The sequence below is a fragment of the Chitinophaga sp. XS-30 genome (assembly GCF_008086345.1).
In the GTDB taxonomy this organism is placed as follows: domain Bacteria; phylum Bacteroidota; class Bacteroidia; order Chitinophagales; family Chitinophagaceae; genus Chitinophaga.
The window spans coordinates 1002147-1028389 of sequence record NZ_CP043006.1; the positions used below are offsets into that span (position 1 = coordinate 1002147).

Annotated in this window: 22 protein-coding genes, 1 tRNA gene and 1 pseudogene; 12 read left to right on the forward strand and 12 right to left on the reverse strand. The window is 50.3% G+C overall.

The genetic code is table 11. The annotated features are described in order from the left end of the window. Positions 1-38: 38 nt before the first annotated feature. Positions 39-650, forward strand: coding sequence for a hypothetical protein (locus tag FW415_RS04230; RefSeq protein ID WP_148383046.1), 612 nt, complete (start codon positions 39-41; stop codon positions 648-650). Positions 651-721: 71 nt separating this feature from the next. Next, positions 722-2167, forward strand: a complete 1446-nt coding sequence (locus FW415_RS04235; protein WP_148383047.1) for a S41 family peptidase — start codon at positions 722-724, stop codon at positions 2165-2167. Between the two features lie 32 nt (positions 2168-2199). Here the strand turns inward: FW415_RS04235 and FW415_RS04240 are convergent, their stop codons facing one another. The 4 genes from FW415_RS04240 to FW415_RS04255 form a co-directional block, all read right to left on the reverse strand. Then, complete coding sequence (locus FW415_RS04240; protein ID WP_148383048.1) at positions 2200-3093, reverse strand: M28 family peptidase; 894 nt, start codon at positions 3091-3093, stop codon at positions 2200-2202. Between the two features lie 54 nt (positions 3094-3147). Next, complete coding sequence (feoB, locus tag FW415_RS04245) at positions 3148-5292, reverse strand: ferrous iron transport protein B (protein WP_246858908.1); 2145 nt, start codon at positions 5290-5292, stop codon at positions 3148-3150. Positions 5293-5441: 149 nt separating this feature from the next. Further along, complete coding sequence (locus FW415_RS04250) at positions 5442-7244, reverse strand: PspC domain-containing protein (protein WP_148383050.1); 1803 nt, start codon at positions 7242-7244, stop codon at positions 5442-5444. Between the two features lie 43 nt (positions 7245-7287). After that, positions 7288-7626 (reverse strand): PadR family transcriptional regulator, encoded by a 339-nt coding sequence (locus tag FW415_RS04255; protein ID WP_148383051.1) that lies wholly within the window; start codon positions 7624-7626, stop codon positions 7288-7290. A 383-nt stretch (positions 7627-8009) separates the two neighbouring features. Between FW415_RS04255 and FW415_RS04260 the strand changes: the two genes are divergently transcribed. From FW415_RS04260 to FW415_RS04270, 3 genes are all read left to right on the forward strand, one after another. Next, complete coding sequence (locus FW415_RS04260; protein WP_148383052.1) at positions 8010-8315, forward strand: hypothetical protein; 306 nt, start codon at positions 8010-8012, stop codon at positions 8313-8315. 231 nt (positions 8316-8546) lie between these two features. Then, positions 8547-10193, forward strand: a complete 1647-nt coding sequence (locus FW415_RS04265; RefSeq protein WP_148383053.1) for a SulP family inorganic anion transporter — start codon at positions 8547-8549, stop codon at positions 10191-10193. Positions 10194-10221: 28 nt separating this feature from the next. Next, positions 10222-10899 (forward strand): carbonic anhydrase family protein, encoded by a 678-nt coding sequence (locus tag FW415_RS04270; protein ID WP_148383054.1) that lies wholly within the window; start codon positions 10222-10224, stop codon positions 10897-10899. Between the two features lie 84 nt (positions 10900-10983). On the opposite strand, the gene FW415_RS04275 is transcribed toward FW415_RS04270, so the two are convergent. Beyond that, a complete protein-coding gene (locus FW415_RS04275) occupies positions 10984-12075 on the reverse strand; it encodes a mannose-1-phosphate guanylyltransferase (RefSeq protein WP_148383055.1) in 1092 nt (363 codons plus the stop codon). Between the two features lie 3 nt (positions 12076-12078). Further along, positions 12079-13053 (reverse strand): SIS domain-containing protein, encoded by a 975-nt coding sequence (locus FW415_RS04280; protein WP_148383056.1) that lies wholly within the window; start codon positions 13051-13053, stop codon positions 12079-12081. A 177-nt stretch (positions 13054-13230) separates the two neighbouring features. Here FW415_RS04280 and recQ point away from each other — a divergent pair, with 177 nt between their 5' ends. The 4 genes and pseudogenes from recQ (at position 13231) to FW415_RS04295 (ending at position 16122) form a co-directional block, all read left to right on the forward strand. Beyond that, a complete protein-coding gene (gene recQ, locus FW415_RS04285) occupies positions 13231-15435 on the forward strand; it encodes a DNA helicase RecQ (RefSeq protein ID WP_148389829.1) in 2205 nt (734 codons plus the stop codon). Between the two features lie 126 nt (positions 15436-15561). Then, positions 15562-15625: pseudogene (locus FW415_RS25265) on the forward strand (DUF3050 domain-containing protein); the annotation flags it as partial. Positions 15626-15652: 27 nt separating this feature from the next. After that, the gene (locus FW415_RS25270) at positions 15653-15988 is read left to right on the forward strand and encodes a DUF3050 domain-containing protein (protein WP_246858909.1); all 336 of its coding nucleotides are present in this window, start codon (positions 15653-15655) and stop codon (positions 15986-15988) included. Positions 15989-16049: 61 nt separating this feature from the next. After that, positions 16050-16122: transfer RNA gene (locus FW415_RS04295), tRNA-Phe, on the forward strand. Between the two features lie 354 nt (positions 16123-16476). On the opposite strand, the gene FW415_RS04300 is transcribed toward FW415_RS04295, so the two are convergent. The 3 genes from FW415_RS04300 to FW415_RS04310 all read right to left on the reverse strand — a co-directional run bounded on the left by FW415_RS04300 (position 16477) and on the right by FW415_RS04310 (position 18468). Then, positions 16477-17070 carry a Crp/Fnr family transcriptional regulator gene (locus tag FW415_RS04300; RefSeq protein ID WP_148383057.1) on the reverse strand — a complete coding sequence of 198 codons (594 nt, stop codon included), beginning with the start codon at positions 17068-17070 and terminating at the stop codon, positions 16477-16479. A 127-nt stretch (positions 17071-17197) separates the two neighbouring features. Continuing rightward, positions 17198-17965 (reverse strand): SDR family NAD(P)-dependent oxidoreductase, encoded by a 768-nt coding sequence (locus FW415_RS04305; protein ID WP_148383058.1) that lies wholly within the window; start codon positions 17963-17965, stop codon positions 17198-17200. A gap of 218 nt (positions 17966-18183) precedes the next feature. Beyond that, positions 18184-18468, reverse strand: coding sequence for a hypothetical protein (locus FW415_RS04310; protein WP_148383059.1), 285 nt, complete (start codon positions 18466-18468; stop codon positions 18184-18186). 89 nt (positions 18469-18557) lie between these two features. Here FW415_RS04310 and FW415_RS04315 point away from each other — a divergent pair, with 89 nt between their 5' ends. The 3 genes from FW415_RS04315 to FW415_RS04325 all read left to right on the forward strand — a co-directional run bounded on the left by FW415_RS04315 (position 18558) and on the right by FW415_RS04325 (position 21370). Further along, positions 18558-19859: an MFS transporter gene (locus FW415_RS04315; protein WP_148383060.1), complete on the forward strand. Its 1302-nt coding sequence runs from the start codon at positions 18558-18560 to the stop codon at positions 19857-19859. 73 nt (positions 19860-19932) lie between these two features. Further along, complete coding sequence (locus FW415_RS04320; protein WP_168208662.1) at positions 19933-20814, forward strand: carotenoid biosynthesis protein; 882 nt, start codon at positions 19933-19935, stop codon at positions 20812-20814. A 19-nt stretch (positions 20815-20833) separates the two neighbouring features. Then, on the forward strand, positions 20834-21370 hold the full coding sequence (locus tag FW415_RS04325) for a CopD family protein (protein WP_148383062.1): 537 nt from the start codon (positions 20834-20836) through the stop codon (positions 21368-21370). 1 nt (position 21371) lies between these two features. On the opposite strand, the gene FW415_RS04330 is transcribed toward FW415_RS04325, so the two are convergent. From FW415_RS04330 to mnmG, 3 genes are all read right to left on the reverse strand, one after another. Beyond that, positions 21372-22532 carry an outer membrane beta-barrel protein gene (locus FW415_RS04330; protein WP_148383063.1) on the reverse strand — a complete coding sequence of 387 codons (1161 nt, stop codon included), beginning with the start codon at positions 22530-22532 and terminating at the stop codon, positions 21372-21374. After that, complete coding sequence (locus FW415_RS04335; RefSeq protein WP_148383064.1) at positions 22529-23110, reverse strand: RNA polymerase sigma factor; 582 nt, start codon at positions 23108-23110, stop codon at positions 22529-22531. The genes FW415_RS04330 and FW415_RS04335 overlap by 4 nt, the downstream gene beginning before the upstream one ends. A gap of 328 nt (positions 23111-23438) precedes the next feature. Next, positions 23439-25307 carry a tRNA uridine-5-carboxymethylaminomethyl(34) synthesis enzyme MnmG gene (gene mnmG, locus FW415_RS04340; protein WP_148383065.1) on the reverse strand — a complete coding sequence of 623 codons (1869 nt, stop codon included), beginning with the start codon at positions 25305-25307 and terminating at the stop codon, positions 23439-23441. Positions 25308-26243: the final 936 nt, after the last annotated feature.

Sequence of the window (26243 nt, forward strand, 5' to 3'; positions counted from 1 at the left end):
GATAAAGGATCCTGCCGCAACCCGAATTTCAAAAGCTTATGACGACCCATACGCTGTTCACCACGTTCTTCTGCTGCCTTGTCTTCCTGCATCCGGCAACGCTCACCGCACAAAAAGTGGTAAAGGTCATTTTCCGGGAAGACGGCCGGCCGGAAGACCGGAACTCGGATACCCTGTTCTACCACCAGCGCGCCGCATCGGCGGAAGACTACCGCGGCAGGGCGCCCTTGTCCCCGAAAAGCGAGGCCGTCAGCTTCACCAGCTTCGCATTCGAAGGCGGCAGCAGGCAATTCAAAGACACCCTGGAAGTCACCCTCGTACTGCAGGTGTTCTGGGTAAAAAGCAGTTCCTGGCTGCGCCGCCGCCCGCCGGATGAACATACCCTGGAACATGAACAGATCCATTTCGATATTACCCGCCTCGTTGCCGAGCGCTTCCGGCGCAAAGTACTGGAAATGGAACTGACCGCCGATGACCATGACAGCCGCATCCAGTTTGAATACCTCGAATATTTCCGGGAAATGAACCGCATGCAGAAAGCATTCGACGATGAGGTGCGGAGCGGTATGGACCATGCCGGTCAGCAGGCCTGGCGGGAAAATATCCGTAAAGCCCTCCTTGATGCCGGCGTAAAGCCTGCCCGTTCATAAAATTTTTGCCCCCCGCACACCGTTTATTCGTTTATATTACATAAAGATTTTATTTACGCTCAAGCCGATTTATGAAAAAGCGAACCATGCCCCGCTTCAGCCTGCTGTTCCTCTGCACAGCCATGCTGGCGTTTAATGCCTGTAAAAAGAAAGACACGGCGAACCCGGACCAGGCGAATACCAATAAGTATGTGAACGACTGGATCTATGCCAATATGAAAGACTATTACTACTGGACTTCCAGCATTCCGGCCAATCCCGACCGGACGAAGGCGCCGGATGATTTCTTTTATGGCCTGCTGAAAAACCCGGACGACCCCTATTCCTGGATAGAGAACAATTTCGAGGAACTGCTGGCTTCCCTCAGCGGGGTACAGAAAGAGGCCGGATACGGTTATACGCTCTTCCTGCATAATCAAAATACACTGCTCGGCGCACAGGTGACCTATGTCAAAAAAGGCTCTCCCGCGGAAATAGCGGGACTGAAAAGGGGGGATATGTTCTTCCGGATCAACGGGCAGGATTTTCCGTATTCCGAGGCCAATGGGGGACAGCAGATCAATGCATTCCTCTCCGCCCTGCGCGAGAACCACACGATCAACGTACAGCAGTATTTCCTGTCGGCTGCCGGAGAGGACAGCCTGGGCGCTGCCCGCAGCCTTTCGCTGAACACGGTCGTATTTGCCGAAAACCCGGTGTACCTGGATACCGTGTACACCATCGAAGGCAAACAGATCGGTTACTTCATGTACAATTTCTTCTCCCCGGATAAAGGGGATTCCACCAACGCGTACGACAATGCGGTGGACGCCGTGTTTGCCCGGTTCAAAACCGCCGGGGTGCAGCACCTGATCCTCGACCTGCGTTATAACCCCGGAGGGGACCAGGTATCCACCATCAACCTCGGCAGCCAGATCGTAAAGAATTATGCCGATAAAAAACTGTTCTTCCGCCGGGAATACAACACTTTGCTCACGACCGAATTTACCCGGGATTACGGGGCTGATTTTTTCAACATGTACTTTACGCCGGAAGCGGGAAATATCGGGAACAGCCTGCAGGACCTTGTTTTGCTGACCAGCAGCGAAACCGCCTCCGCCAGCGAGCTGATCATCAACGGCCTGAAACCCTATATGCCCGTGTACATCATCGGGGACACCACAGCGGGCAAAAACGTTGGTTCCACAACGCTCTACGAGGAAAACGACCGCAGGAACAAATGGGGCATGCAACCCATTATCACCAAAGCCTTCAATTCCCTGGGTCAGTCGGATTACGGGTTAACGGGCTTTTACCCGGACCAGTGGTTCTTTGAAAGCTTCAATCTCGGGGTGCTGGGGGATACCAGAGAACCCTTGCTGAACCTGGCATTGAAGAAGATCGTTGGTGCGCAATGGGGAAGGATGGCGCCGCCCGCACCGGGTTCCCGCACCAAAGTGAAGAAGGTCGGGTCTTCCAATATGTCCCGGGCCTTTTATCAGAAAATGTTCGAACGCCTGCCGGCTAGAAGGCCGTAAAGCCTGACCGGCACTATCACGAAAAAGACGGGCTACCCCCTTTCATCGATCTTTTTCACCACCTCCAGCACACTACGCGCTGCCTGGTAAAAAAAAGAAGGATGGATCGTACTGAACTCGTCCGTCACCTTATGATAATCCGGATGGTCTTCCACGCCAAAATAGAGGAAGGGGATCTTGCGGAGATGGAATACGTGGTGATCGCTCTGGCCCGTCCAGTCATTGCCGCCATCCTCCGGCCGGTCATGCCCTGTCAGCAACCGGATGGGGCTTCCGGCAGCAACAGTGTTGATGAAGGGTTTCAGAAAAGGATAATGATAGGTGCCGCAGACGTACAATTCCCGTTTGTCGCTATGACTGATCATATCCATATTGATGTTCAGGATGATGCGTGCAGCCGGTACCGGTAGCCGCGCTGAAAAATCCTTCGCCCCCTGCAATCCCGTTTCTTCCGCATCAAAAGCGGCAAAAATGAGGGTGTGCTTTGGCGGACGCTGGCTGAAGTATCTGGCCATGGCCAGCAGGCCGGCCACACCGGAAGCATTGTCATCCGCGCCGTTATAAATGCTGTCTGTTCCCGCGGATTGCGCCCTGGTGCCGATATGATCGTAATGTGCGCTGATCACGATAAAGCTGTCCACCTTCCCTTTGATATAGCCGTAAAGGTTAGTTCCCATGATGCGGCTGCCGCGGGAGTTGAAGAAAAATGCCTGTTCATACGTGTTGTGAAACTGCTGCAATCCCGCTTCCCTGAACCTGTCCAGCAAATAGAACTGCGCCATGCGGTTGCCTTTGGTGCCGGTCCTTCGTCCTTCCATTTTGTCAGCGGAAAGGGTTTGTACATCTTTCAGCAGTTGTGCGGAATCGATCTGTGCGGTGGCGGACAGGGCTGCCATACAGGCGGCAATGGATAGTAATTTTTTCATGCGGGCGCGTTTCTTCAAAAATATAAAATCTTTGCGAGCGCGGGGAAAGATGTGCTATTTGAACAATTCGTAGATGATCCAGCTGCAAACGTAGGCCAGTGCGGTCATGTATATGAACTGGATAATGGGGTATTTCCAGGACCGGGTTTCCCTTTTTACAATGGCCAGCGTGCTCATGCATTGCATGGCAAAAGCGTAGAAGATCATGAGCGAAAGGCCGGTGGCCAGGGTGTACACCGGGGTACCGTCTACCCGGGTGGCGGATTCCATTTTCTGCCGCAGCGTGGCGTCGCTATCCTCGGAATCACCCACGCTGTACAGCGTAGCCATGGTTCCCACGAATACTTCCCGGGCCGCAAAGGAAGTGATCAGGGCGATGCCGATCTTCCAGTCGAAACCCAGCGGCTTCACAGCCGGTTCAATGGCATGGCCGAGTATGCCGGCATAGGAGTGGGACAGTTTTTCCGATTGCAGTTGTTTATCCAGTTCTTCCAGCTGTGTTTCATCTGTGGTCTGCGCCTGCAGCTGTTCGTATTTTGTTTCTACGGCCTGCATTTGCGCTCCGGGCCCGTAAGAGGCGAGGAACCAGAGGATAATGGAGATCACCATGATCACCTTGCCGGCATCCATAACAAATATCTTCGCTTTCTCCACCATGGTCACGGCGGCGTTCTTCCAGCGCGGGGCGCGGTACACCGGCAGCTCCATAATGAAATAGCTTTTCTCCCGTATTTTGATGAACAGCTTCATGACAGCGGCTACAAGAATAGCCATGACGAAACCCAGCAGGTAAAGGCCCATCATCACCAGGCCCTGGAGGCTCAGGAAACCCAGTACCATACGGTCCGGGATCACCAGCGCGATCATGATCGTATAAATGGGCAGGCGTGCGGAGCAACTCATGAGCGGCGTGATCATAATGGTGATCAGTCTTTCCTTCCTGTTCTCGATATTCCTGGCAGCCATAATCGCCGGAACGGCACAGGCTACGCCGCTGATCAGGGGCATCACGGATTTGCCGTTCAGGCCCACCTGGCGCATCAGCCGGTCTGTAAGAAAACTGATCCGGGCCATATAGCCGGTATCTTCCAGGATGGTGATCAGCCCGAAAAGGATCATGATCTGCGGAATGAACACCGCTATCCCGCCAAGGCCGGCAATAATGCCGTTGATGAATACATCGCTGACCTGGTTGGCCGGCAGCACATCCGTCAGCCATCCGCTAAGCGAACCGAAGCCGGCATCGATGAGGTCCATCGGGTAGGAAGCGATCCAGAAAATGCTCTGGAAGAGCAGGAAGAGGACCACCAGCAGAATGAGGTATCCCCAGAAGCGGTGCAGCAGGATATTGTCGATCCTTTCCGTCTGGAGCTGTTGCTGCAGCGGGTCCGTTTCCACGACGGTGCCGTTCATGACTTGCTTGATATGCGCATAACGCTGCATGATCTCGTCCGCCTGTATTTTGGTCTTATTGAACCCGTGCTGCTGCAGTGAGGCCTTTATGGCCGCCTGCTGCGGTTTCCCCAGAAAATGCAGTTCGTCATAATTGACGGCTACATGCAGGGCGGCGTAGTCGCTCGTAACGGCACATATCTTTTTAATATCTTCTATAACGGCGGGGGCCAGCTCGTGATTGGGGATAAAATCCCGGGCGGGGGCGCCGAATTTTTCCTGCGCGATCAGTTCGATGTTCTTTTTCAGCTGCTGCAGGCCCTTGTTGCGGCGGGGGTTGATGGCTACTACAGGTACGCCCAGTTCCCGTTCCAGGCCGGCCAGGTCCACTTCCACACCTTTTTTCTTCGCGAGGTCCATCATGGTCAGTCCAATGATCACCGGTACTTTCAGGTCTATGATCTGGGAGCAGAACAGGAGGTTGCGCTTGAGATTGGAGGCATCGGCAATTATGAGTACCATATCCGGCCTGTCTGCCCCCTTCGGGTTGAGCAGCACATCATACGTCACAAATTCATCAGCGCTTTTGGGATACAGGCTGTAGGTACCGGGCAGGTCAATGATATTGGCCTCCAGCTGTGGAGCAATGCGGGCAATACCGGTCTTTTTGTCCACCGTTACCCCCGGGAAGTTGCTTACTTTCTGGTTTAAACCCGTCAGCGCATTAAAGAGAGAACTTTTGCCACTGTTAGGATTGCCTACCAGCGCAATATTGATTGGTACCTTCATCCTGATCTGATCCTCCAAAATTTTGAATATGCAAAACTAGCAATTATCGGGGGATGGGCGTGATCGAATCGGGAAAAATACTGTTAAAAGCGGCTGGGCGTAAAAAAACCGCGGTGGATACCGCGGTGATCGTTCATGTATTGAAACTAAACTTATTGTGACGAAGATCAATTCAATTTTTCGAATGTGTTCTGGAACATGAAGCTGGCCACCGCCAGCGTCAGGCTTTTTTTGTCTTCCGCATCTTTCCTGCTGCTATCCTCCACCGGGGTGGTGTTCTGTTGTTCCGGCCGTGTTCCGGGCCCGCGGTAGCGGTACTCGTTGCGGGGGGCGGTTGTGTCTGCCGGGGTGTTCCGCTCTTCCGGTTTTCTTTCATGCAGGTCCTTCCGCTCCCAGCCGTCAGGTGTCATCCTGATATCGATCTGATCATTATTACGGTCCCAGTTATAACGATCATCCCACCATTCCTCGCGCCAGTTGCGGATAAAGCTGTAGTGATGCCTTACTTCCCGGTCTATCACGATGTGTTTGCCTACCGGCACCCGTATCCGTACGGTCACTTTCTGGTTGCGGTATTTGGAATTGCGGGGAATGGAGAATCCGGAGGGTATGTAGAGCACGGAGTCCTTCTGCTCCAGTCCGAAATATATCTCGCGGGCCAGTTCTTCCGCCTGGCGCCAGTTCTTTCCCCTGGAGCTTCTTTCCACTTCCACCTCAAAGCTGTCCGTTTCGCTTTTCAGGACCTGGATCCTGATATCATCGATGATCACGGTATCATCCAGCACACGCAGATTGCCGTCGAACAGGTTGATCTCTTCCATTTCCAGCACGGTCCGCGCCTTCTTGACGATCAGCCGTCCCTTTTCAGGCTGGACGATATTTACGATCTCCGGTTCGGGCGTATTATACCGGGCTTTGAAATCCTGCGCCAGGGAAACGCTCAGCCAGACGGAGAATACCACTCCCATCAACCAGAAGAATCCGAGCGTATATCCTGCAAATCTATTTTGCTGTTTGATGCCCGTCATCTTGCGGATGAGGAAGGCCACCAGCGAAAGGATAGGGATGCCTACCAGCAGGGCCAAGGCCGGCCAGAAGAGCATGGTTTGCACTCCATTATCCAGTAAGAGGTCTTTGACAGGGATCAGGACCGCGGAAAAGACAGCTGACATAATCAGGCCAACTACCAATACGAAGAGTATCACTACAGCGAGGAAAAGGAAAAAGCCCTTTGCAATGAAAACAATGACATTTGCCAATCCTTTGAAAAACCCTTCTATTGCAGTACCGGCATCTCTACCGTACTGTTTCCCGCGGCCCTCCGAAAAATTTCTGACATCATCCCCCATTCTTTCCATACGGGAACGGAAAGTGTTCATTTCTTCCTGTACGGTGGCCTTGATATTGTTCAGATCTACCCGTTCGCCGCGCATTTCCAACTTTTCCGCTGCGGTATTGGCCTCGGGAGTGGCAAACCAGAGGATGAAGTAAAGCAGGATGCCTCCGCCCCATAAACCGATGGCAGCAATGGCAAATATGATCCGGAATACCAGCGGGTCCACATTAAAATATGCGCCCAGCCCGCTGCAGACGCCGCCGAGCACTTTGCCGTCCGGGTCCCGGTAGAACCGTTTACGCGGACGTATATAAGGGGCGAAAGACTCGGAGGCGGATTTATGATGGCTGCTGCCTGTTGTATCGCCGTCTTCTTCCACAAATTGTTCGGGCGTGCCCATGGAAGTTTTGATGGCCTGCACATCCTCATCGGTGATGCAATGCGCTCCTTTACGGATCTTGTCCTGGAATATCTCAGCGATCCGGCTTTCAATATCTCCGACGATCTCTTCCGCGCCCTCCTCCTTGGAGAAGTAACGCCTCAGGCTATCAAGATACTGTCGAAGGATCTCGTAGGCGCTGTCCTCGATAGGGATCAGGCGACTCGACAGGTTTATGTTGATAATCTTTTTCATCTGCTTAATCTGATTTAGGTTTTAGGTAAACTCGGATTGTATATTATTGGATGGTGTTGGGTTGCGTTAACTGATGGACCGCATTGGCCAGTTCATTCCAGGTATTCTCCAGGTCCCGGTAAAAGAGTTCTCCTTTGTCGGTCATGGAAAAATATTTCCGCGGGGGGCCTGAACTGCTTTCCACCCACCGGTAGGTGAGCAGCTCCGCATTTTTGAGGCGTGTCAGAAGCGGATATAAGGTCCCTTCCAGGATATCCAGCTTCGCTTCTTTCATTTTTTCAATAATGTCTGAAGGATAAGCCTCGCCTTGCTTGATGATGGAGAGAATGCAAAACTCCAGCACCCCTTTCCGCATCTGCGACTGTGTATTATCAATATTCATGGCAAGTGAGCTTTAAAAACCGTTATTGTTTCAGTTGAGTGTATAATATTCAACCTCATGACACAAAGATAGAAAGAATTTACTACTATGCAATACACAATACTCTTTAATGCAAAATAACTTGCTTTGAACATTACCGGTAAAATGAGGTTATACGCGCTCTGGCATTAGATTTGATGGGTTTCAGGATGATGAGGGTGCTGTTCCCGGATTGTGATGAGCGGTTATATGAAAGGATGAAGGAGTTTTCCGGGTCGATCGATATAAATAGCAGAAAAAGAAGGGAGTACAATCGATTTAACATTTCTTTGACCCTCGAAAATATGATTTATGGATTGCGAGGGTTACTTTTGCTTACATACAAATAAGTGATATAGGTATTGATGAAAAAGTTACTCAGTATATTTCTTCTTGGCCTGATGTGCGTTCAACTGCTCCCGATCGAGCAGATGGGGAAATTACTGTTCAACAACCAGATCGTGGAAGAACACGTGGATGGTGGTTGCTCTTCATCAAAGAACCTGAAGCTTAATTCCGGCGACATCAATTGTCACCGGTACGGTGACCTGGATGTGGAGCTCAATCCCGAGCTTTTCGCAAACGCACTTTCTTTCCGTTATCATGAGGATATTCCTGCGAGCCCCGTCCAGGAGATCCAAACGCCTCCTCCAAACAGTCATGTTGCTTAAATGACGATCACGTGTGCCGCCTGTTTCAGCGTGCGCGCATGTATTTCCTTCTTATTTGTACAATTCTGATTACACATTGATGTGTGCCTGACTTTCTTCGTATGGTCTTTCCGGAACATACAGGAGCGCCGGGCCTTGTGGCCTGGCCGTTAAACCGGTAGTGCATTGTTGACTGCATGCAATGCCGGATATGGCCGCATCTGTGTTATGATCTGCCTAAATCAACGCTATATGAGCAAGAAAATTGGACTTTTTTCGAATATCAAAGGTGATCTACCGGCCGGCCTTGTTGTATTTCTGATCGCTGTGCCGCTCTGTCTCGGCATAGCCCTGGCATCCGGTGCGCCATTATTTTCCGGCATGATCGCCGGTATTGTCGGCGGTATAGTCGTCGGTTCCCTGAGCGGCTCCCAGCTGAGCGTCAGCGGTCCTGCCGCAGGCCTTACGGCCATTGTGCTCAGTGCCATTACCCGGCTCGGCGCCTTTGAAACCTTCCTGCTGGCCGTTGTGCTGGCCGGACTGTTCCAGCTGGTGCTCGGTTTTGTAAAAGCCGGAACTGTCGCCAACTATTTTCCTTCCAATGTTATTACAGGTATGTTAACGGCCATCGGCCTGATCATCATCCTGAAACAAATACCGCACGCCTTCGGATATGATGCTGATGCGGAAGGGGATTTCGCCTTTATCCAGACGGATGGAGAGAATACTTTTTCCTCGCTCATCAGTATGCTGAATCACATCCACCTTGGCGCGGTGCTGATCACACTGCTCTCCATCGGCATTCTGTTATACTGGAGCAAGATACCGAAGGTAAACCTGGTACCGGCGCCGCTGGTGGCCGTGCTCGTGGGCATCGGTCTCAATGAGCTTTTTGTGTCAGCCGGCTCACCGCTTGGCCTTTCTCAAAGTCACCTGGTGACGCTGCCGGTGGCCGCATCATTCGGGGAATTCGTGGGGCAGTTCACCCTGCCGGATTTCAGCCAGCTGGCCAACAGCGAAGTATGGGTCGTTGCCGCAACAATAGCCGTGGTAGCGTCCATAGAAACACTGCTGAACCTGGAGGCTACCGACAAACTGGACCCGATGAAACGGTATTCACCGCCTAACCGGGAACTGAGGGCACAGGGGATCGGCAATATGGTCAGCGGCCTGATCGGCGGTATCCCCATTACCTCCGTGATCGTCCGCTCCTCCGCTAATATCAATTCCGGAGGCCGTACAAAATTGTCCGCCGTTTCCCATGGTATATTACTTCTGGTCTGTACTGCACTGATCCCGGGGCTGCTGAACAAAATACCACTGGCTACGCTGGCTGCTGTTCTGCTGGTGACCGGTTATAAGCTCTGCAAGCCCACCGTCTTCAAACAGATGTTCGCAAAAGGCAAATATCAATGGATCCCCTTCCTGGTAACCGTTTTGGTGATCGTATTCACCGATCTGCTGGTCGGCGTTGCGGTTGGCCTCGCTGTGAGCGTCCTGTTCATCATGTGGGGTAACATGAAAAGCCCTTACTTCTTCCAGAAAGAAAGGTACCGTACGGGCGATCTCATCCGCCTGGAGCTGTCACAGGAAGTATCCTTCCTGAACAAAGCGAACATCCTGCTGACGCTGGACCGCCTGCCGGAAAACAGCACAGTAGTGATCGACGCCAGCAAAACGCTGTATATAGACCAGGATGTGCTGGACATTATTCGTGAATTCGCGCAGATCAAAGCCGCCCAGAAGAAAATAAAAGTGGTGCTGAAAGGATTCAAAGAAGCATACAAGATCAACAACACAGATCATCTTTTCCTGGAAACGCCGGAAAAAGAGAAACCGGCAGCCGTTGTCGCCAATGGCACACACAAAGACCTGCTGAAAGAGTTATCTGTAAACTAAAACAATCATCGATTAAAATAACTGACCAATGAAAGCACACAATAAAGTATCACAAAGCAGCCTCACTCCGCATACCGCACTGGAGTTCCTCCGCGAAGGCAACGAACGTTTTGTAAGCAACCTTCGCATCAACCGCAACCTGCTGCAGCAGGTGAATGAAACTAAAGAAGGCCAGTGGCCTTTTGCTGCCATCGTGAGTTGTATGGATTCCCGTACATCCGCGGAACTGGTCTTCGATCAGGGCCTGGGCGATATTTTCAGTATTCGTTTAGCCGGCGCCGTTATCTCCGACAACGTGCTTGGCAGTCTTGAATATGCCTGCAAAGTAGCCGGCTCAAAGATCATTGTTGTACTTGGGCATACGCATTGCGGCGCCATCAAAGGCGCTTGTGACGGCGTAGAAATGGGCAATCTCACGGGATTGCTCAACAAGATCCGGCCTTCCGTACAACAGGAAAAGTCGGTTGCGCAAAACCGCACATCCCAAAACCAGGAATTCGTGCATGCGGTAACTTTACTGCACACAGAGCGCTCCGTACAGCAGATACTTGAACAGAGCGCCATCCTGCAGGACATGGTAGAGAAAGGAGAAGTGGGTATCATCGGGGCGGTGTACGATGTGGAAACCGGTGTAGTTACTTTCTGCGAGCATACCAAACGGATCGGACAACGGACAGAAAAAGTTGTGGAGAGTGTAGAGGCATAAGCCATGTACAAATAAGCAAAAGCCGGAAGAGCAGTCACTTCCGGCTTTTTTTATGCGTTGATGTCTTTGATGGTCTTTGGGTGGTTACAGGAACTTGTCCCCTTTATGGCGTTTCACCTCCGCCACATATTCCTTGATCTGCTGCTCGTTCTCCTTTTTGCAGACCAGCAATACATCGGGAGTATCTATCAGGATAACATCATCCAGCCCCTGCAATACTACCAGCTTGTCATTCGGCGCTTTCACCATGCATCGTGTGGCGTCTATCACCATCACGTTCTTTCCCTGCACGGCATTGCCGAGGTAATCCTTCTCCAGGTTCTCATATGCGGAAGCCCAGGTGCCCAGATCGCTCCAGCCAAAGTTGGCCGGGATCACATACACATTGTCCGCTTTCTCCATGATGCCGTAGTCGATCGAGATATTGGTGCACTGGGAGTAGATCATTTCCATCATTTCCTTTTCCCCGGGAGTGTTCAGCGCGGCGTGCTCCTGTACGAACAGCTCATCCATTTCCGGCAGGTAGGTGGCAAATGCTTTCAGGATGCTTTTGGTATTCCAGACGAAGATGCCCGCGTTCCAGAGGAAGTCCCCGCTTTGCAGGAAGGTCTTGGCCAGCTCCAGGTTCGGTTTCTCCGTGAAGGTCTTCACCTTGTACACGTTATCCGCCGCCTGCTCTGTTTCGAACTGGATGTACCCGTAGCCGGTATCCGGGCGGGTGGGTTTGATGCCCAGCGTGAGGAGCGCATTGTTCTTTTGCGCAAAAAGCAGCGCATTCAGGCAGGTCTGCGTGAATTGCATGGGGTCCATGATCAGATGGTCCGCCGGTGCGCAGATCATGCTGGCCTTGGGGTCCTTTTTGTGGATCTTGTGGGAAATATAGGCCACGCAGGGCGCCGTATTCTTCCGGGAGGGTTCGCTGACGATATTCTCCTGGGGAAGACCGGGTAATTGCTTGCTCACTGTGGCGGCGTATTGGTGATGCGTCACCACATAGATGTTCTCTTCGGGGATGAACTGCTGGAAGCGCTCATAGGTCCATTGCAGCAATGTTTTCCCCGTATTCAGGATATCCAGGAACTGCTTGGGATAATCCGTCCGGCTGTAAGGCCAGAAGCGGCTACCGATACCCCCGGCCATAATGGCCACGTAAAAATGGTTATTCAATGGTGTCATCGCTCAAATAATTCCTTCTCTGATTAAATCGTGTAAATGTATAATTCCGTGATACTGATCACCGTTCATGACCAGCAATTGGGTAATATCGTATGCTCTCATGAGCTCCAGGGCATTTACGGCCAGCTCATCGTGACCAATGGTCTTGGGGTTGCGGCTCATGATGTCTTCAGCTATTACGCCGCTGGCATCCATGTTCTTTTCCAGCATCCGCCGGAGGTCGCCGTCCGTAATGATCCCTTCCAGCCCGCCTTTGTCATTCACCACACCGGTCACCCCGAGCATTTTCGAGGAGATCTCCACGATCACTTCCCGCAGGGTGCTTTTCAGCTTAACTTTCGGGATCTGGTGCAGGCGGCTCAGGTCGCCTACCCGGAGATACAGTTTCTTCCCCAGTGTGCCGCCGGGGTGAAATCTGGCAAAATCCTCCGCGGTGAACCCTTTCAGTTCAATAAGACAAACCGCCAGGGCATCACCCATAACAAGCTGGGCCGTTGTGCTGGAAGTAGGGGCCAGGTTATTGGGACAAGCCTCCTGGGCTACGCTGGTATTCAGCACAAAATGTGCCGACTGCGCCAGGTAGGAATCCATTTTGCCTACCATGGCTATCAGGGTATTGCCCATATTCTTCAGCAAGGGAACCAGTACCTTTACCTCCGGGGATTCCCCGCTTTTGGAGATGCAAAGCACCACATCATCAGGAGTGATCATCCCCAGATCGCCATGGATGGCGTCCGCAGCATGCATAAAGAGGGCGGGAGTGCCCGTGGAATTGAAGGTGGCAACAATCTTTTGGGCGATAACCGCGCTTTTGCCTATCCCGGTGACCACCACCCGGCCCCGGCATTGCGCGACCAGGTTGACCGTTTGTTCAAAATCGTCATTGACAAAGGCCTCCAAACCTTCAATGGCAGCGGCCTCCAGCTTGATGGTCCTCTTTCCTGTTTCCCGGATATTAACGGTGATCTTCTGTTTCATGCGGCAGCTACAAATTTATCATTTTTTAGTCAAGCCAGGCGGTCCTATAAATTATATTGTCATAAAGTAGTTTTTTGAGTAATTTCGTGTCCCCCAAAAAAACATGTTGAATAAATTTCATCTATCGGTTCTGTTGATTTCGTCTCTGGATTACACTAGTATTAAACATTTAACGTGATGGCAGTTGCAAAGGTAAGTTTGTTGGATGCATTACACGAACATTTTGGGTTTGATTCCTTCAAGGGAAACCAGGAGAAGATCATTAAAAATATACTTTCCGGAAAAGATACATTCGTGATAATGCCTACAGGTGGCGGTAAATCCCTGTGTTACCAGCTCCCCGCGCTCATGAGCCCGGGCGTGGCGCTCATCGTAAGCCCCCTGATAGCGCTGATGAAAAACCAGGTAGACCTGGTTCGGTCATACAGCAGTAAGGACAATGTGGCCCACTTTCTCAATTCCACCCTCACCAAGGCCCAGATCAAGAAAGTACGCACGGACCTCCAGTCCGGAAAGACCAAAATGCTGTATGTGGCGCCCGAAACGCTTACGAAACAGGAAAATATCGACTTCTTCAAGGAACTGGAAATATCCTTTATCGCGGTGGACGAAGCGCATTGCATCTCCGAATGGGGGCATGATTTCCGGCCGGAATACCGCCGGCTGAAGGAAATGATCGACATGATCAGCAGCAAGCTGCCGGTCATCGCCCTGACGGCTACCGCTACGCCAAAGGTGCAAAGCGATATTGTCAAGAACCTGGAATTGAGGTCGCCCGAGATCTTCATGTCCTCCTTCAACCGCCCGAACCTGTATTACGAGATCAGGCCCAAGCGGAAAAAGGACCAGACGATCCGGGAGATCGTTAAATTCATTCACCTGCACAAAGGTAAAAGCGGCATCATCTACACGCTGAACCGCAAAACCACCGAGGAGCTGGCCGATATGCTCGTGGCCAACGGCATCAGGGCCGTAGCCTATCATGCGGGACTCGATTCCGGCACCCGGGCGCAGCGGCAGGATATGTTCCTGCTGGAAGATGTGGAGGTCATCGTGGCCACTATCGCCTTCGGTATGGGGATCGATAAACCGGACGTCCGTTTTGTGATCCATTACAACATTCCCAAAAGCCTGGAAAACTATTACCAGGAAACCGGCCGCGCCGGACGGGACGGGCTCGAAGGCATCTGCGTATGTTTCTACTCCTACCAGGATGTGCAGAAGCTGGAGCACCTGATGCGGGACAAGCCGCTCAGCGAAAGGGAAATGGGCGCGCAGCTCATCAACGAAACCGTTGCCTACGCAGAGAGCGCCGTCTGCCGCCGGAAAGTGATCCTCCATTATTTCGGGGAGAAATATGAACAGGAGAATTGCGGCAAATGCGACAATTGCCTCAATCCGAAAGAGAAAATAGAGGTGAAGAACCGCGTGGTGATCACCCTGAAGGCCATTCAGAAGCTGGAAGAGCGCTTCGGGACGGATTACGTCGTGAATATCATCACCGGTAAAGCCAACCCCCAGATCACCACTTTCCGGCACGACAAGCTGGATGTATTCGGGGAAGGGAAGGAGTTTGACGCACATTTCTGGAATTCCCTCATCCGGCAGATGATGCTGGAGGGCTTGATAGAAAAGGATATTGAAGAGTACGGCCTGCTGAAGATCACCGAAAAAGGCCGCAAGTTCATCAAAAAACCATTTTCCATCTGGGTAGCACTGAACCATCAGTTCGAAGAAGATACCGCCGCGGAGGAAGAAGACGCCCTGTCCGCCGAAGCCCAGGCTTCCGCAGATCCCGTGCTTTTCGACATGCTGAAAGAGCTGCGCAAAAAGGTCGCCAAAGAAAAGAATCTCCCCCCATTCGTCATCTTCCTGGAAACATCCCTGGAAGATATGGCCACGCAATACCCCACCACCGTTCAGGAACTGGAAAAGATCCAGGGAGTGAGCAAAGGAAAAGCGGTCCGCTACGGAAAGGTTTTCGTGGATGTGATCGCCCGGTTCGTGGAAGAGAACGACATCGTGAAACCCGATGATTTTGTGATGAAAAGCGTGGTGAATAAAAGCGGGCTGAAAGTTTTCATCATCCAGAACATCGACAAGAAAATGCCGCTGGAAACCATCGCCAAAAATAAAGAACTGAGCATCCCGCAGCTGCTGGACGAAATGGAGACCATCGTAGCCAGCGGTACCAAGCTCAATCTGGATTATTGCATCGATGAGGAACTGGACGATTATGCGCAGGACGAGATCATCGAATACTTCAAAGGCTGCGAAACCTCCAGTCTGCAGGTAGCCAAAGATGAACTGACGGAAGGAAACTATACGATCGAACAACTGAAGCTGATGCGGATAAAATTTCTGGTGGAATATGGGAACTGAGTTGATCCGGCAGCAGATCTCCCCGGTACGCGCCCGCATCGTGGAACATCCGCTTTACAGCCGTTTACAGACCATAGAGGATGTTTGCCGCTTTATGGAGCATCATGTTTTGCGGTTTGGGACTTTATGAGCCTGTTGAAAGGCCTGCAAAGGGAGCTGACCTGCGTATCCACCCCCTGGGTACCCCAGGGTGCTCCCGGGACCCGGTACCTGATCAATGAGATCGTTACAGGGGAGGAAAGCGATGTGGATGCTGAAGGCAGCCGTGTTTACCTACGGCCGGGAAGACCTGATCCCGGACATGTTCCATTCCCTGGTAAAAGACCTGAACGCCCAATTTCCCGGCAAGCTGGATATCTTCATTTATTACCTGGAAAGGCACATTGAAGTGGACGGGGACCATCACAGCCGGCTGGCGCAACAGATGGTGGAAGAGCTTTGCGGGGATGATGCTGGTTTATGGTCGGAATGCGCAGCATATGCCGCGAAAGCCCTGGCGTTGCGGGACCGGTTGTGGAGCGGCATCCTGGAGGGACAAGAAAATCTTCAATAAACTTTTTGTTTTTTAAAAGTTTGTCTTACTTTTGCAGTCCCCTTAACAAAACGGGGTACCTGGTGCGGTAGCTCAGTTGGTAGAGCAAAGGACTGAAAATCCTTGTGTCGCCGGTTCGATCCCGGCCCACACCACAGAAAGCCTTCGGTTTCCGGAGGCTTTTTTTATGCACCAAAGGCGCCGGCTGGCGGGAGATTGATCTGTTTTGGCACGAAAAGCAGCACTGGCATAATACGGGGTTAAACGCAGGTTTATTTTTGCCGCCTTTTCGGCACTCATTGTGTCATTATATTGAGTTATTTAAACAAACGGACCCGTAAGGGTTAAAGGGAATTCCCTCTCTTTTTCCACAGAACAGCCTTCGAAGTTCGAAGAACCGGGGGAAAACCGGAAAAGGCCATATTGAAAAAACAGCCCTTTTTTGTTCCTCACAAATGATTGATTTTCATTGTAGGTTTCTTCTCGTTCTCACTTCAAATAACATCTGCTCAAGGATCATTCCTTCGCTTTCTTGCATGCTGCTGCCTTACCCGGCTAAGCGTTTCCCGGGACAAACCGAGGAACGAAGCGATCATATGCAACGGTACCCGGTCGTAGATCGTGGAATATGTTCTGAGGAAGTTATCGTATTTCTCTTCTGCGGTGTCACTGATATTGCTAAAAATTCTGTTTTGGTGTGCTTCATAATTGTTAGCTGTCAGTTGCTCTATCAGGTTTTTAAAATTGGGGATGGTCTCAACCAGATAATTGAATTTTCCCTTCTCTATCATCAGCAATTCGCTGTTCTCCAGCGCATCGATGTTATACCTGGAAGGTTGGCCTGATTGATAACTGGAATAGTCATTTATCCACCAATTCTCTATAGCAAACCTCATAATATGATCCCGACCGTCTTCGCCAACACGATACAGCCGAAGGCATCCTTTCGCAACAAAACTCTGGAAATGGCTGACATCGCCTTCCTGCAATAAATACTGGTGTTTACGGATCTTCTTTGGTATGGTCACTTCCTCTACAAGTCTAAGTTCATCCCCGGTCAGACTACCTTTTTCAACCAGGTATTTTGCTAAAGATTCGAACATTATCAAACAGCTTTCCCCAAAGCTATTTAAAAATCTTATCAATCGAATCGGGTAAGATGCGAACAGAAAGACGAACAAACGGCAGTATGCCTGAATCCGGAGTTCTGCATACTGCCGTTTGTTTCAGTTATTTCATCAGGCTGATATTGGTCAACCCGCCATCTGAAAGAATCTCGCTGCCGAGGATGAAGGAAGAATCATCAGAAGCGAGGAATGCGGCGGCCTTGCCTATATCGGACGGCAAGCCCTGCCTCCCCGCAGGTGTTAGGTCTTTCCAGATTTGTTTAACCTGATCAACCTGCTCCTGTGGTACGATCTTGGCAAATACGGGTGTATCAACTGAACCTGGCGATAGTGCATTCACCCTGATCCTTCTAGATAACAAATCGAGCGACAATCCTTTCGCCAGTGAAATTACAGCTGCTTTAGCGGCACTGTATATGGTCATTCCTGGTGCTGCGCGATGCGCGGCGCTGGACCCAATCAGAATAATTGAGGCGCCATCATTTAAATATGGCAATGCTTTTTGAACCGTGAAGTAGCTGCTCTTCAAATTCAGATCCATATACTGATCATAGTTGTCTTCTGTGACATCGGTAATCACTGCCATTGGACTGCCATCTACAACGCCGCCAGCATTGACAACCAGGGTATCAATTTTTCCGAACTTATCAAATGTCCCTTTGAATATTCGTTCCAGATCGTCCATGTTTGTCACATCTCCTTTGATACCCATGAAACCCGTTCCAAGTTCTTTAACGGACCTGTCAAGTGTTTCCTGATTTCTTCCGGTGATAGTACCGGTTGCACCTTCGTTGCTGAATGCTGCTGCAATGCCAAACCCTATACCGCTGTTACCTCCGGTTATTACGGCTACTTTGTCTTTTAATTTCATCGTTTTCGATTTTATTATAAAGCAAAGTTGAGCCATTTATGCCCTTGGGAACAAGGACATCTGACACAAAATATTCGTGATAAATGTCACCGAAATAAGGCTGTGTCAGGAGGTTCGTGCATGATACCGGACTTCATGATACAACCCTGAAGCACCCTTCTTTTGATCAGCATTACGCTACTTCACATTCCCCGCAAAACATGCGGAGAATAACGCGCTTATTCTCCGCACCGCTCCCGGAACTCGTCTCCTGTATTTCCCCCAGCCTCCAACACACCCCCATAACGCCGCACAAGTGCCGTCAATTCATCAAAATAAACCGGCTGCCGCCATAGCTGATCCAGCTTTTCCCCAAGCCGGCCGGCCTTCAACAGATTTTCAGACAATGGCTTCCGGTGAATGGAAACATTTGTTCTCATATTCCTCAACTCCCGCTTCAGCTGTGTCAGCTTCGTTCTCAACTGTTTCTTGCTATGACGGCGCCTTGATTTCATTCTTTGCATATTGAGTGTTTTTGACGCACATATTCCGGATACTGCTGCTAAACTTTTGCTAAACACTTGTTAATCGAAGGATTAATTATTTTTGATGAATGACCACGAACCAGATCCCGCAAAATGCTACAACTGCCTGGCGGCTGAAAGCCATATTCACCGGCTCCATCGGTAACCTGGTAGAGTGGTACGACTGGTATGCCTATGCCGCATTCGCCCTCTATTTCGCGCCGGTTTTCTTCCCCACAGGCAATCCCACCGTACAATTGCTGAACACTGCTGCCATCTTTGCCGTTGGCTTCCTCATGCGGCCCATCGGCGGATGGCTGTTCGGCAGCATTGCGGACAGGCAGGGCAGGAGAACGGCCATGACCTTATCCGTATTACTGATGTCCTTCGGATCATTCATGATCGCCTGCACACCTTCCTACAAATCCATCGGCATCATGGCGCCGGTGCTGTTGCTGCTGGCGAGACTGCTGCAGGGGCTGAGCGTGGGAGGGGAGTATGGCACTTCCGCCACCTATCTCAGCGAAATTGCTACGCCGGACCGGCGGGGATTCTTTTCCAGCTTTCAGTATGTTACACTGATAGGCGGGCAATTGCTGGCGCTGGGCATTCAGCTCTTGCTGCAAAAGATCTTTCTAACGCCCGAACAGCTGGCTAACTGGGGCTGGCGCATTCCTTTCGTGATCGGCGCCATCCTCGCGCTTGTTGCACTATATCTCCGGCGGAACATGCACGAATCCATTTCACTGGAAAACAAAGGGAAAGACCGGGGATCGGTTATTGTGCTGTTCACCAGGCATCCTAAAGCGGTGCTGACGGTTGTGGGCCTGACCCTTGGAGGGACCATCGCTTTTTATACTTATACTACCTACATGCAGAAGTTCCTCGTGAATACGGTGAAGCTTTCCAAAGAAAATTCCACGCTGATCTCTTTTTCCCTGATGCTGATCTATGCTGCGCTGCAACCTTTCTTCGGATGGCTGTCTGACAGGATCGGGAGAAAACCCCTGCTGATCGGCTTTGGGGTACTGGGCACGCTCTTTACGGTACCGATACTCACCGCAATAAGCGTGGCTTCCTCCGCCTGGGCTGCCTTCTTTCTGATACTGGCGGCGCTGCTGATCGTCAGCGGATATACCTCCATCAACGCCGTTGTGAAAGCGGAACTATTCCCGGCAGAAGTACGTGCGCTGGGCGTGGGCCTTCCCTATGCCCTTACCGTGGCTATTTTTGGCGGTACTGCGGAATACCTGGCGCTGCACTTCAAAAATATCGGGCAGGAATCATGGTACTACTGGTACGTTACGGCATGTATCTTTGTTTCCCTGCTGGTGTACGTCACTGCTAAAGACAGCCGCAAGACCTCATTTATTGATAAAGAACAATTGTAACGCTATGCTCCCTTTTGCCGGAATGCCCTATGGCCCTGCCCCTTCGTTTTGTTTTCCACTGACTGAACTGTGCATGTATATCCTCTTTGCGCTTTGCTGCATGCACGCCTGGAAGCGCGGGGCGGGCAGCATGGCCTACCTGCTTGGGGGACTGGGGTTCGGATTATTGCTGGAGTACGTGAATGTTGCCACCAGCGCAGGTTACGTGTATGGCAAATTTATGCTGATGTTGGGTGTGCCGCCGAACGATATTCCCGTTTGCATAGGCATGGGGTGGGCGGTAATTATGTACACGGCCCGGCTTGTTACCGATGCCTTGCATGTTCCCCTTTGGGCCGCCGCCGCGATAGACAGTTTGCTGGCCATTAATATTGATCTGAGTATGGATGTGGTCGCCTATCGCCTGCATATGTGGCATTGGGATTGGGAAAACCGTGCGGGTGTTGAGTTTTCACTGACCGGAGGATGGTTCGGCATTCCATACGGCAACTTCTACGGATGGCTGCTCGTCGTTTTCTACTATTCCTCTTTCGCGCGGTTGCTGGAAAAGACAAAGCTGGCAAAACATACTGCCTGGCGTATCCTTACCCCATTGCTGTCCATCCTCCTTTCACAGATCGCCCTGTATATTTCCCTGTTTCCCCTGTCTGACTGGCTGAAGCTGCTGGGCGTTACCAGCACACACCGGTTCATTGCGGTGCTGGCCATCTTTGCCCTCCTCGCGGTTGCCGGCTTGCGTCAAAGAAAAATACAGACCGGCGCTAAACTGCCCCTGGTCACCTGGCTGGTGCCGGCATGGTTCCACGTGTATTTCATCAGCTGGTTTTTCGCAGCGGGATTTTACCAGGAGAACGGCTGGATGACTTTCTGGAGCATCACGAATTTTATAGCCGGCTGCATTATCCACTGGCTGTTGTATAAAACGCTGACAAAACGCAGCACCGCATCCATCTGAATTATGTAATTTGCAGCACATGTATTACTTCTACATCAAGGCGCTGCACATCATTTTTATCGTTACCTGGTTTGCCGGGTTATTTTATATCGTGCGCCTTTTTGTATATCATACGGAAGCCCTGGCGGAAGAGGAACCTCGCCGCAGTATTCTGCAGGATCAATTCAGGATCATGATGAAACGGCTCTGGCTGGGCATTACATGGCCTTCCGCTATCCTTACGCTGATATTCGGACCATGGATGCTGATCCTCTATGGCTCCATTCCCGGATGGATGTGGGTGAAACTGGCTTTCGTTGCTGGCTTGTACGGCTATCATTTTTTCCTGCACAGCATTTACAAGGGCTTCGGGCAAAACAAGTTCAGGTTTACTTCCACACAATTAAGGGTATGGAACGAAGTGGCCACCCTCTTCCTCGTGGCCATCGTTTTCCTCGTGGTGCTGAAAAGCATGCTGAGCATGGTGTGGGCAGTAGCCGGACTGGTCATTTTTGCGATCGTGCTGATGATCGCTATCCGGGTGTACAAATCGTTGCGGGAGAAAAAGAACCGCTGATCTATTTTTTCCCCATCGTTACCTGGAGGGAAAGGCCCGCGGAATAAAGCTTCACCCTCCCTTCTCCAACTCCGCCCAGCGGCACTTTTACATACGGCTGCAATGACCATTGCAACATGCCGGTTGTACGTTTTTCCCAGTTCACCCCAAGGTTCAGTACGGAAAAATAATGGTGGTTGCGGTTGCTGTATTCATGAGAACGTTTTGTACCGTTCTCGTAGAAGTAATCATACTTTTCATTGAGCATAAAATAAGAAGATGCGCCGGCAACCAGGCTCCAGCTGCCTCCTGGTTGTGTGAGAAACCGGTAACTGGCGTTCAGCGGAATATCCAGTACATTACAATCAGCATCGATCTTTGTATAGGTTACAGGATAATCGAAATGATAATCCTTAGGCGTTGCCCCATAAAGTTTTTTGGAATAGACCGCACCCGCCTGAATGCTCCAGCGATCATTAAAATGATATCGCAGGATAATACCGGTGCTTAACCCCACCCGGCCCATTTTCATCGAGGATGCAATATTCACATCAGGCCCGATGGTGATGCCTCCCTCAAAACCTTTCCGTTTCTTTTTCTCCGGCAAGCTGTCTGCCGGTGCGGCTACCGGTGCGGCGGTTTCTTCCACCTTCGCAGGGAGTTGCTGTCCGCTGGTATCCGTCTTTGCAGTAGCGGCGCCTGGCGATTGCTGCGCTACGGTAACTTGTTCCGTTTCCCCCGGTAAATTCACCGCCTCCTTATCCACATCTCCATTGTTTTTTTCCTTTTGATGATGCACCGTTGCAACGCTTCTTCGGGGAGCAGACGGCTCCGCTGCAAACGATGATGGGTTCCCAGGAGAAGCTGGGGGCAATACCGCAGGCAACAACGGTTCGGTTTCACCGGATGCTTTTTCCGGCGATGGAATGGTTGTGGAATGTGGAATATCCTCAATACTTGTAAGTGGTCTTTCTGCTGATGTTTGCTGCTGCCCGCTCCACCACCAGAAACTTCCTGCGGCAATAAAGATCAGCAGCCCGGAAAGTATCCACCAGAAAAAAACAGGACGGCGGCGGCGCGGATCATCGAGCCGTTTCTTCATTTGTTCCCATGCGGCGGGATCAAATGGCATTTCCGCATCCTGCAGTTTTTTACGAATACTATTTTCAAACTGTTCGCTCATTTTTGCATGGTTGCACCGATCATGCCGGTGTCGGGATAATTATTAAATGATGATTGTTCCTCTATCTTCTCTTTCAATATCCGTTTTGCCTTGAATAAATTGGATTTGGAAGTGCCTTCGGAAATACCGAGCATCGCGGCAATTTCCTGATGCTGGAACCCTTCCATCACATATAGATTAAAAACTGTCCGGTAAGCAGGGGGAAGCTTTTGAACTAGCTGGAGAATTTCATCGTAAGAAAGTTTATCCATAGCTGCATCGTCCGTTACACCAAGATCATAGGCCTGGGTAATATCATCGGAAAAGGAGATCTTCTTTCTGCTTCTTAAATGATCAATGGCGGTGTTGGCCATGATCTTGCTTAGCCAGCTTTTGAAAGGCCGGGATATATCGTAGGAATCGATGTGGTTAAAAATTTTAAGGAAGCCGTCGTTCAGTATTTCAATCGCTTCCTGTTTATTGTTCGAATAACGTAAACAGATAGCCATGGCATATCCAAAGAACTGCCGGTAAAGTGCTTCCTGGCTGCTGCGGCTCCATTGCCTGCAACCTTCGATAATTTCAGATATGTCCTGCACTGCTTAACTACGTTAACGTATAAGTTTTACCCTCTTCTTACGGTCATGGGTACAAGTGGGTTGCCTCGGATGGATAAATCAATAACATTGTCCCTGATTTTTGGTTCAATTTCCCGATTTCTTCAAAAATCGCATTTTCAGGCGATATTTCGGACTTTATCCTTTTTTGATAGCGTTACCTTATCCAACCCGGGATCATTAAAATTTGAGGGGTCTGGTAAAGTCGACTTTTCTTACTGAAAATCAATATCTTATCTATTTTTGGCGTGCTGACGCAAAAAAAGGGCGCCAACACCATGGCACCCCGCGTATTTGAACAAATGATACGTCATCGCCCCATGTACACCATGAGAATTTGAACATCACTGGGATTCACTCCGCTGATCCGGCTGGCTTGTCCTAAAGTCCGTGGTTTGATCTTCGTAAATTTCTGACGGGCTTCGTTGGAAAGGGATACGAGTTTTGAATAATCAAATGCATCCGGTATCACCAGATCCTCCAGTTGGCTCATTCTTTTTACCAGCTCATTTTCCTTTTCTATATATACATCATACTTTACCTGGATCTCTACCTGTTCCAGTACATCTCTTCCGAAATCTTTAAGGGCGTTTGCCACACTGGGAAGATGATCTTTCATGGATATAATATCCAGTCCGGGGCGAAGCAATAGCTGATGCGCTCTTTGTTTTTGCGTAAGCGGAGCAGAGTTATTGCTGTTCAGCCAGGCATTGGCCTCCCCGGGTTCCAGCGCCAGTTCCTTCAGTATAGTCTTTGCCTTTTCCACACCGGAAAGTTTATCGCTCATTTTCTGCATTCTTTCTTCGGTAGCCAATCCCAGTTTGTAGCTTCTTTCCGTCAGGCGGAGATCAGCATTATCCTGCCTGAGCAGCGTGCGGAACTCTGCCCGGGAGGTAAACATGCGATAAGGTTCATCGGTCCCTTTGTTGATCAGGTCATCTATCAGTACACCGATATAGGCTTCACTGCGTTTCAATACCAGCGGTTCCTGTTCCCTGACTTTGAGGTGTGCATTGATACCTGCCATTAAACCCTGGCATGCTGCTTCCTCATATCCGGTAGTGCCGTTGATCTGGCCCGCGAAGAATAGGTTCGATACCTGTTTTGTTTCCAGGGAGAACTGCAGCTGGGTAGGGGGGAAGTAATCATATTCTATCGCATATCCTGGTCTGAACATTCTGGCATTTTCAAAACCGGGTACCAGGCGCAGCGCTTTTTGCTGAACGTCTTCGGGCAAGGAGGTAGAAAAACCATTTACATATATCTCCACGGTGTTCCAGCCTTCCGGTTCTACGAAAAGCTGGTGCCTTTCTCTTTCAGCGAAACGGTTGATCTTGTCTTCAATACTTGGGCAATACCGGGGGCCTGTTCCCTGTATTCTGCCCTGAAACATGGGGGAGCGATCAAATCCTGTACGTAAAATATCATGCACCTGTTCGCTGGTATAGGTAATGAAACAACTTCTTTGTTGCTCAGGTCTGATCTTTTCCACGTCCATATAAGAGAAGCCAACGATCTCTTCATCCCCTTTTTGTTCTTCCATTTTGGAGTAATCGAGACTTCTGCCATCTATCCTGGGGGGAGTGCCTGTTTTAAGGCGATCGCTTTCAAGACCCAGTGACAGGAGTTGTTCCGTTATGCCGGTCGCCGCTTTTTCCGCAACACGTCCTCCACCGAACTGTTTATCCCCGATATGGATCACCCCGTTCAGGAATGTTCCATTGGTCAATACCACTGCTTTGGCCTCAATCTCATGTCCTAATCCGGTAACTACACCATGGCAGACCCCGTTTTTCACGAGCAGTCCCTTTACCATATCCTGATAAAAATCTACCCGGGAGGTATTCTCCAGCGCTTCCCGCCATTTGGCAGCGAACAACATGCGGTCGTTCTGTACTCTCGGGCTCCACATAGCAGGTCCTTTACTGCGGTTCAGCATCCTGAACTGGATCATGGATTGATCGGTAACAATACCAGAGTATCCCCCAAGTGCATCAATCTCCCGGACGATCTGTCCTTTTGCGATTCCTCCCATGGCCGGGTTACAACTCATCTGGGCGATGGTCTGCATATTCATGGTAACAAGCAACACCCGGGACCCCATATTTGCCGCCGCTGCAGCAGCTTCACATCCGGCATGGCCGGCCCCGACAACAATAACATCGTAAGATGGGAACATATTTTAAAATTGAAGTGCAAAGTTACATATAAAGATTGATGGGAGTGGGGCAAAAACAGGAGGATAAATATAGGTATCCCGATGTTCCACGTGGAACATCTTGAACTGCGCTGCTGATAAATAAGGAAGAAGTACGGTTTTTACTCAAAGCAACTATGCAATATGCACAAGACACAGACGGCTCCGATCCTCTTTCAACTCTTGCACACCCCAATGCATGACAACCAGCAAACTCCAGGTTAACCAGGTAGCTATTCCGCAACCTAAATACTATTCCCGTAACCCAACCACCGAAAATATCCGTAGATGACTGTCGTAGTCAACCGCCTAATAGTGCAAGATGGAATATGTCATTCACTAGTTGCAACCCCTCTTTACAGGTTTAGCAAATAAATAATTACTTCATTCACCTCGGATAAGAAAGCTCTTAAATGAAAAAATCCACAACCAACTCTGACACATATCACTCCATGTTTCCGCAACAGGCCGGTTAATCACCAGGCAAAATGATGTTCCCCTTCCCTGACATTCCCCTAATATTTCCAGAGGAAAGCTTGAGATGCCGGACTACCGTATTCCATCAATAGCTAAACCCGGCGCCCGAAACCGGTAAGGATCGGGTTAACCCCGCAGTCTGGGTTATTATTAGCTTCAATCAGGACTAACGAACGGTACGAAACCTTACAAAATTCCCATAGAAACACCTAACGTCATCTAAATGCATCTAATAAATACACAGATACGGGAGGTACCATCAAAGGTTCAATCCATAAACAGAAGAAAAACAAAGCTGATTACAAACAGCAAGGTCTTATGCAATTGTAAAGAGTAGGACAAAGCAACTAAATTCAGGTGAAATAGTTCAGATGTAATCTAACGGTTGAATAAAGAAGTTAAGGTTTGATCTGACGGCTATCCCGAATCTTTTCAACTTTT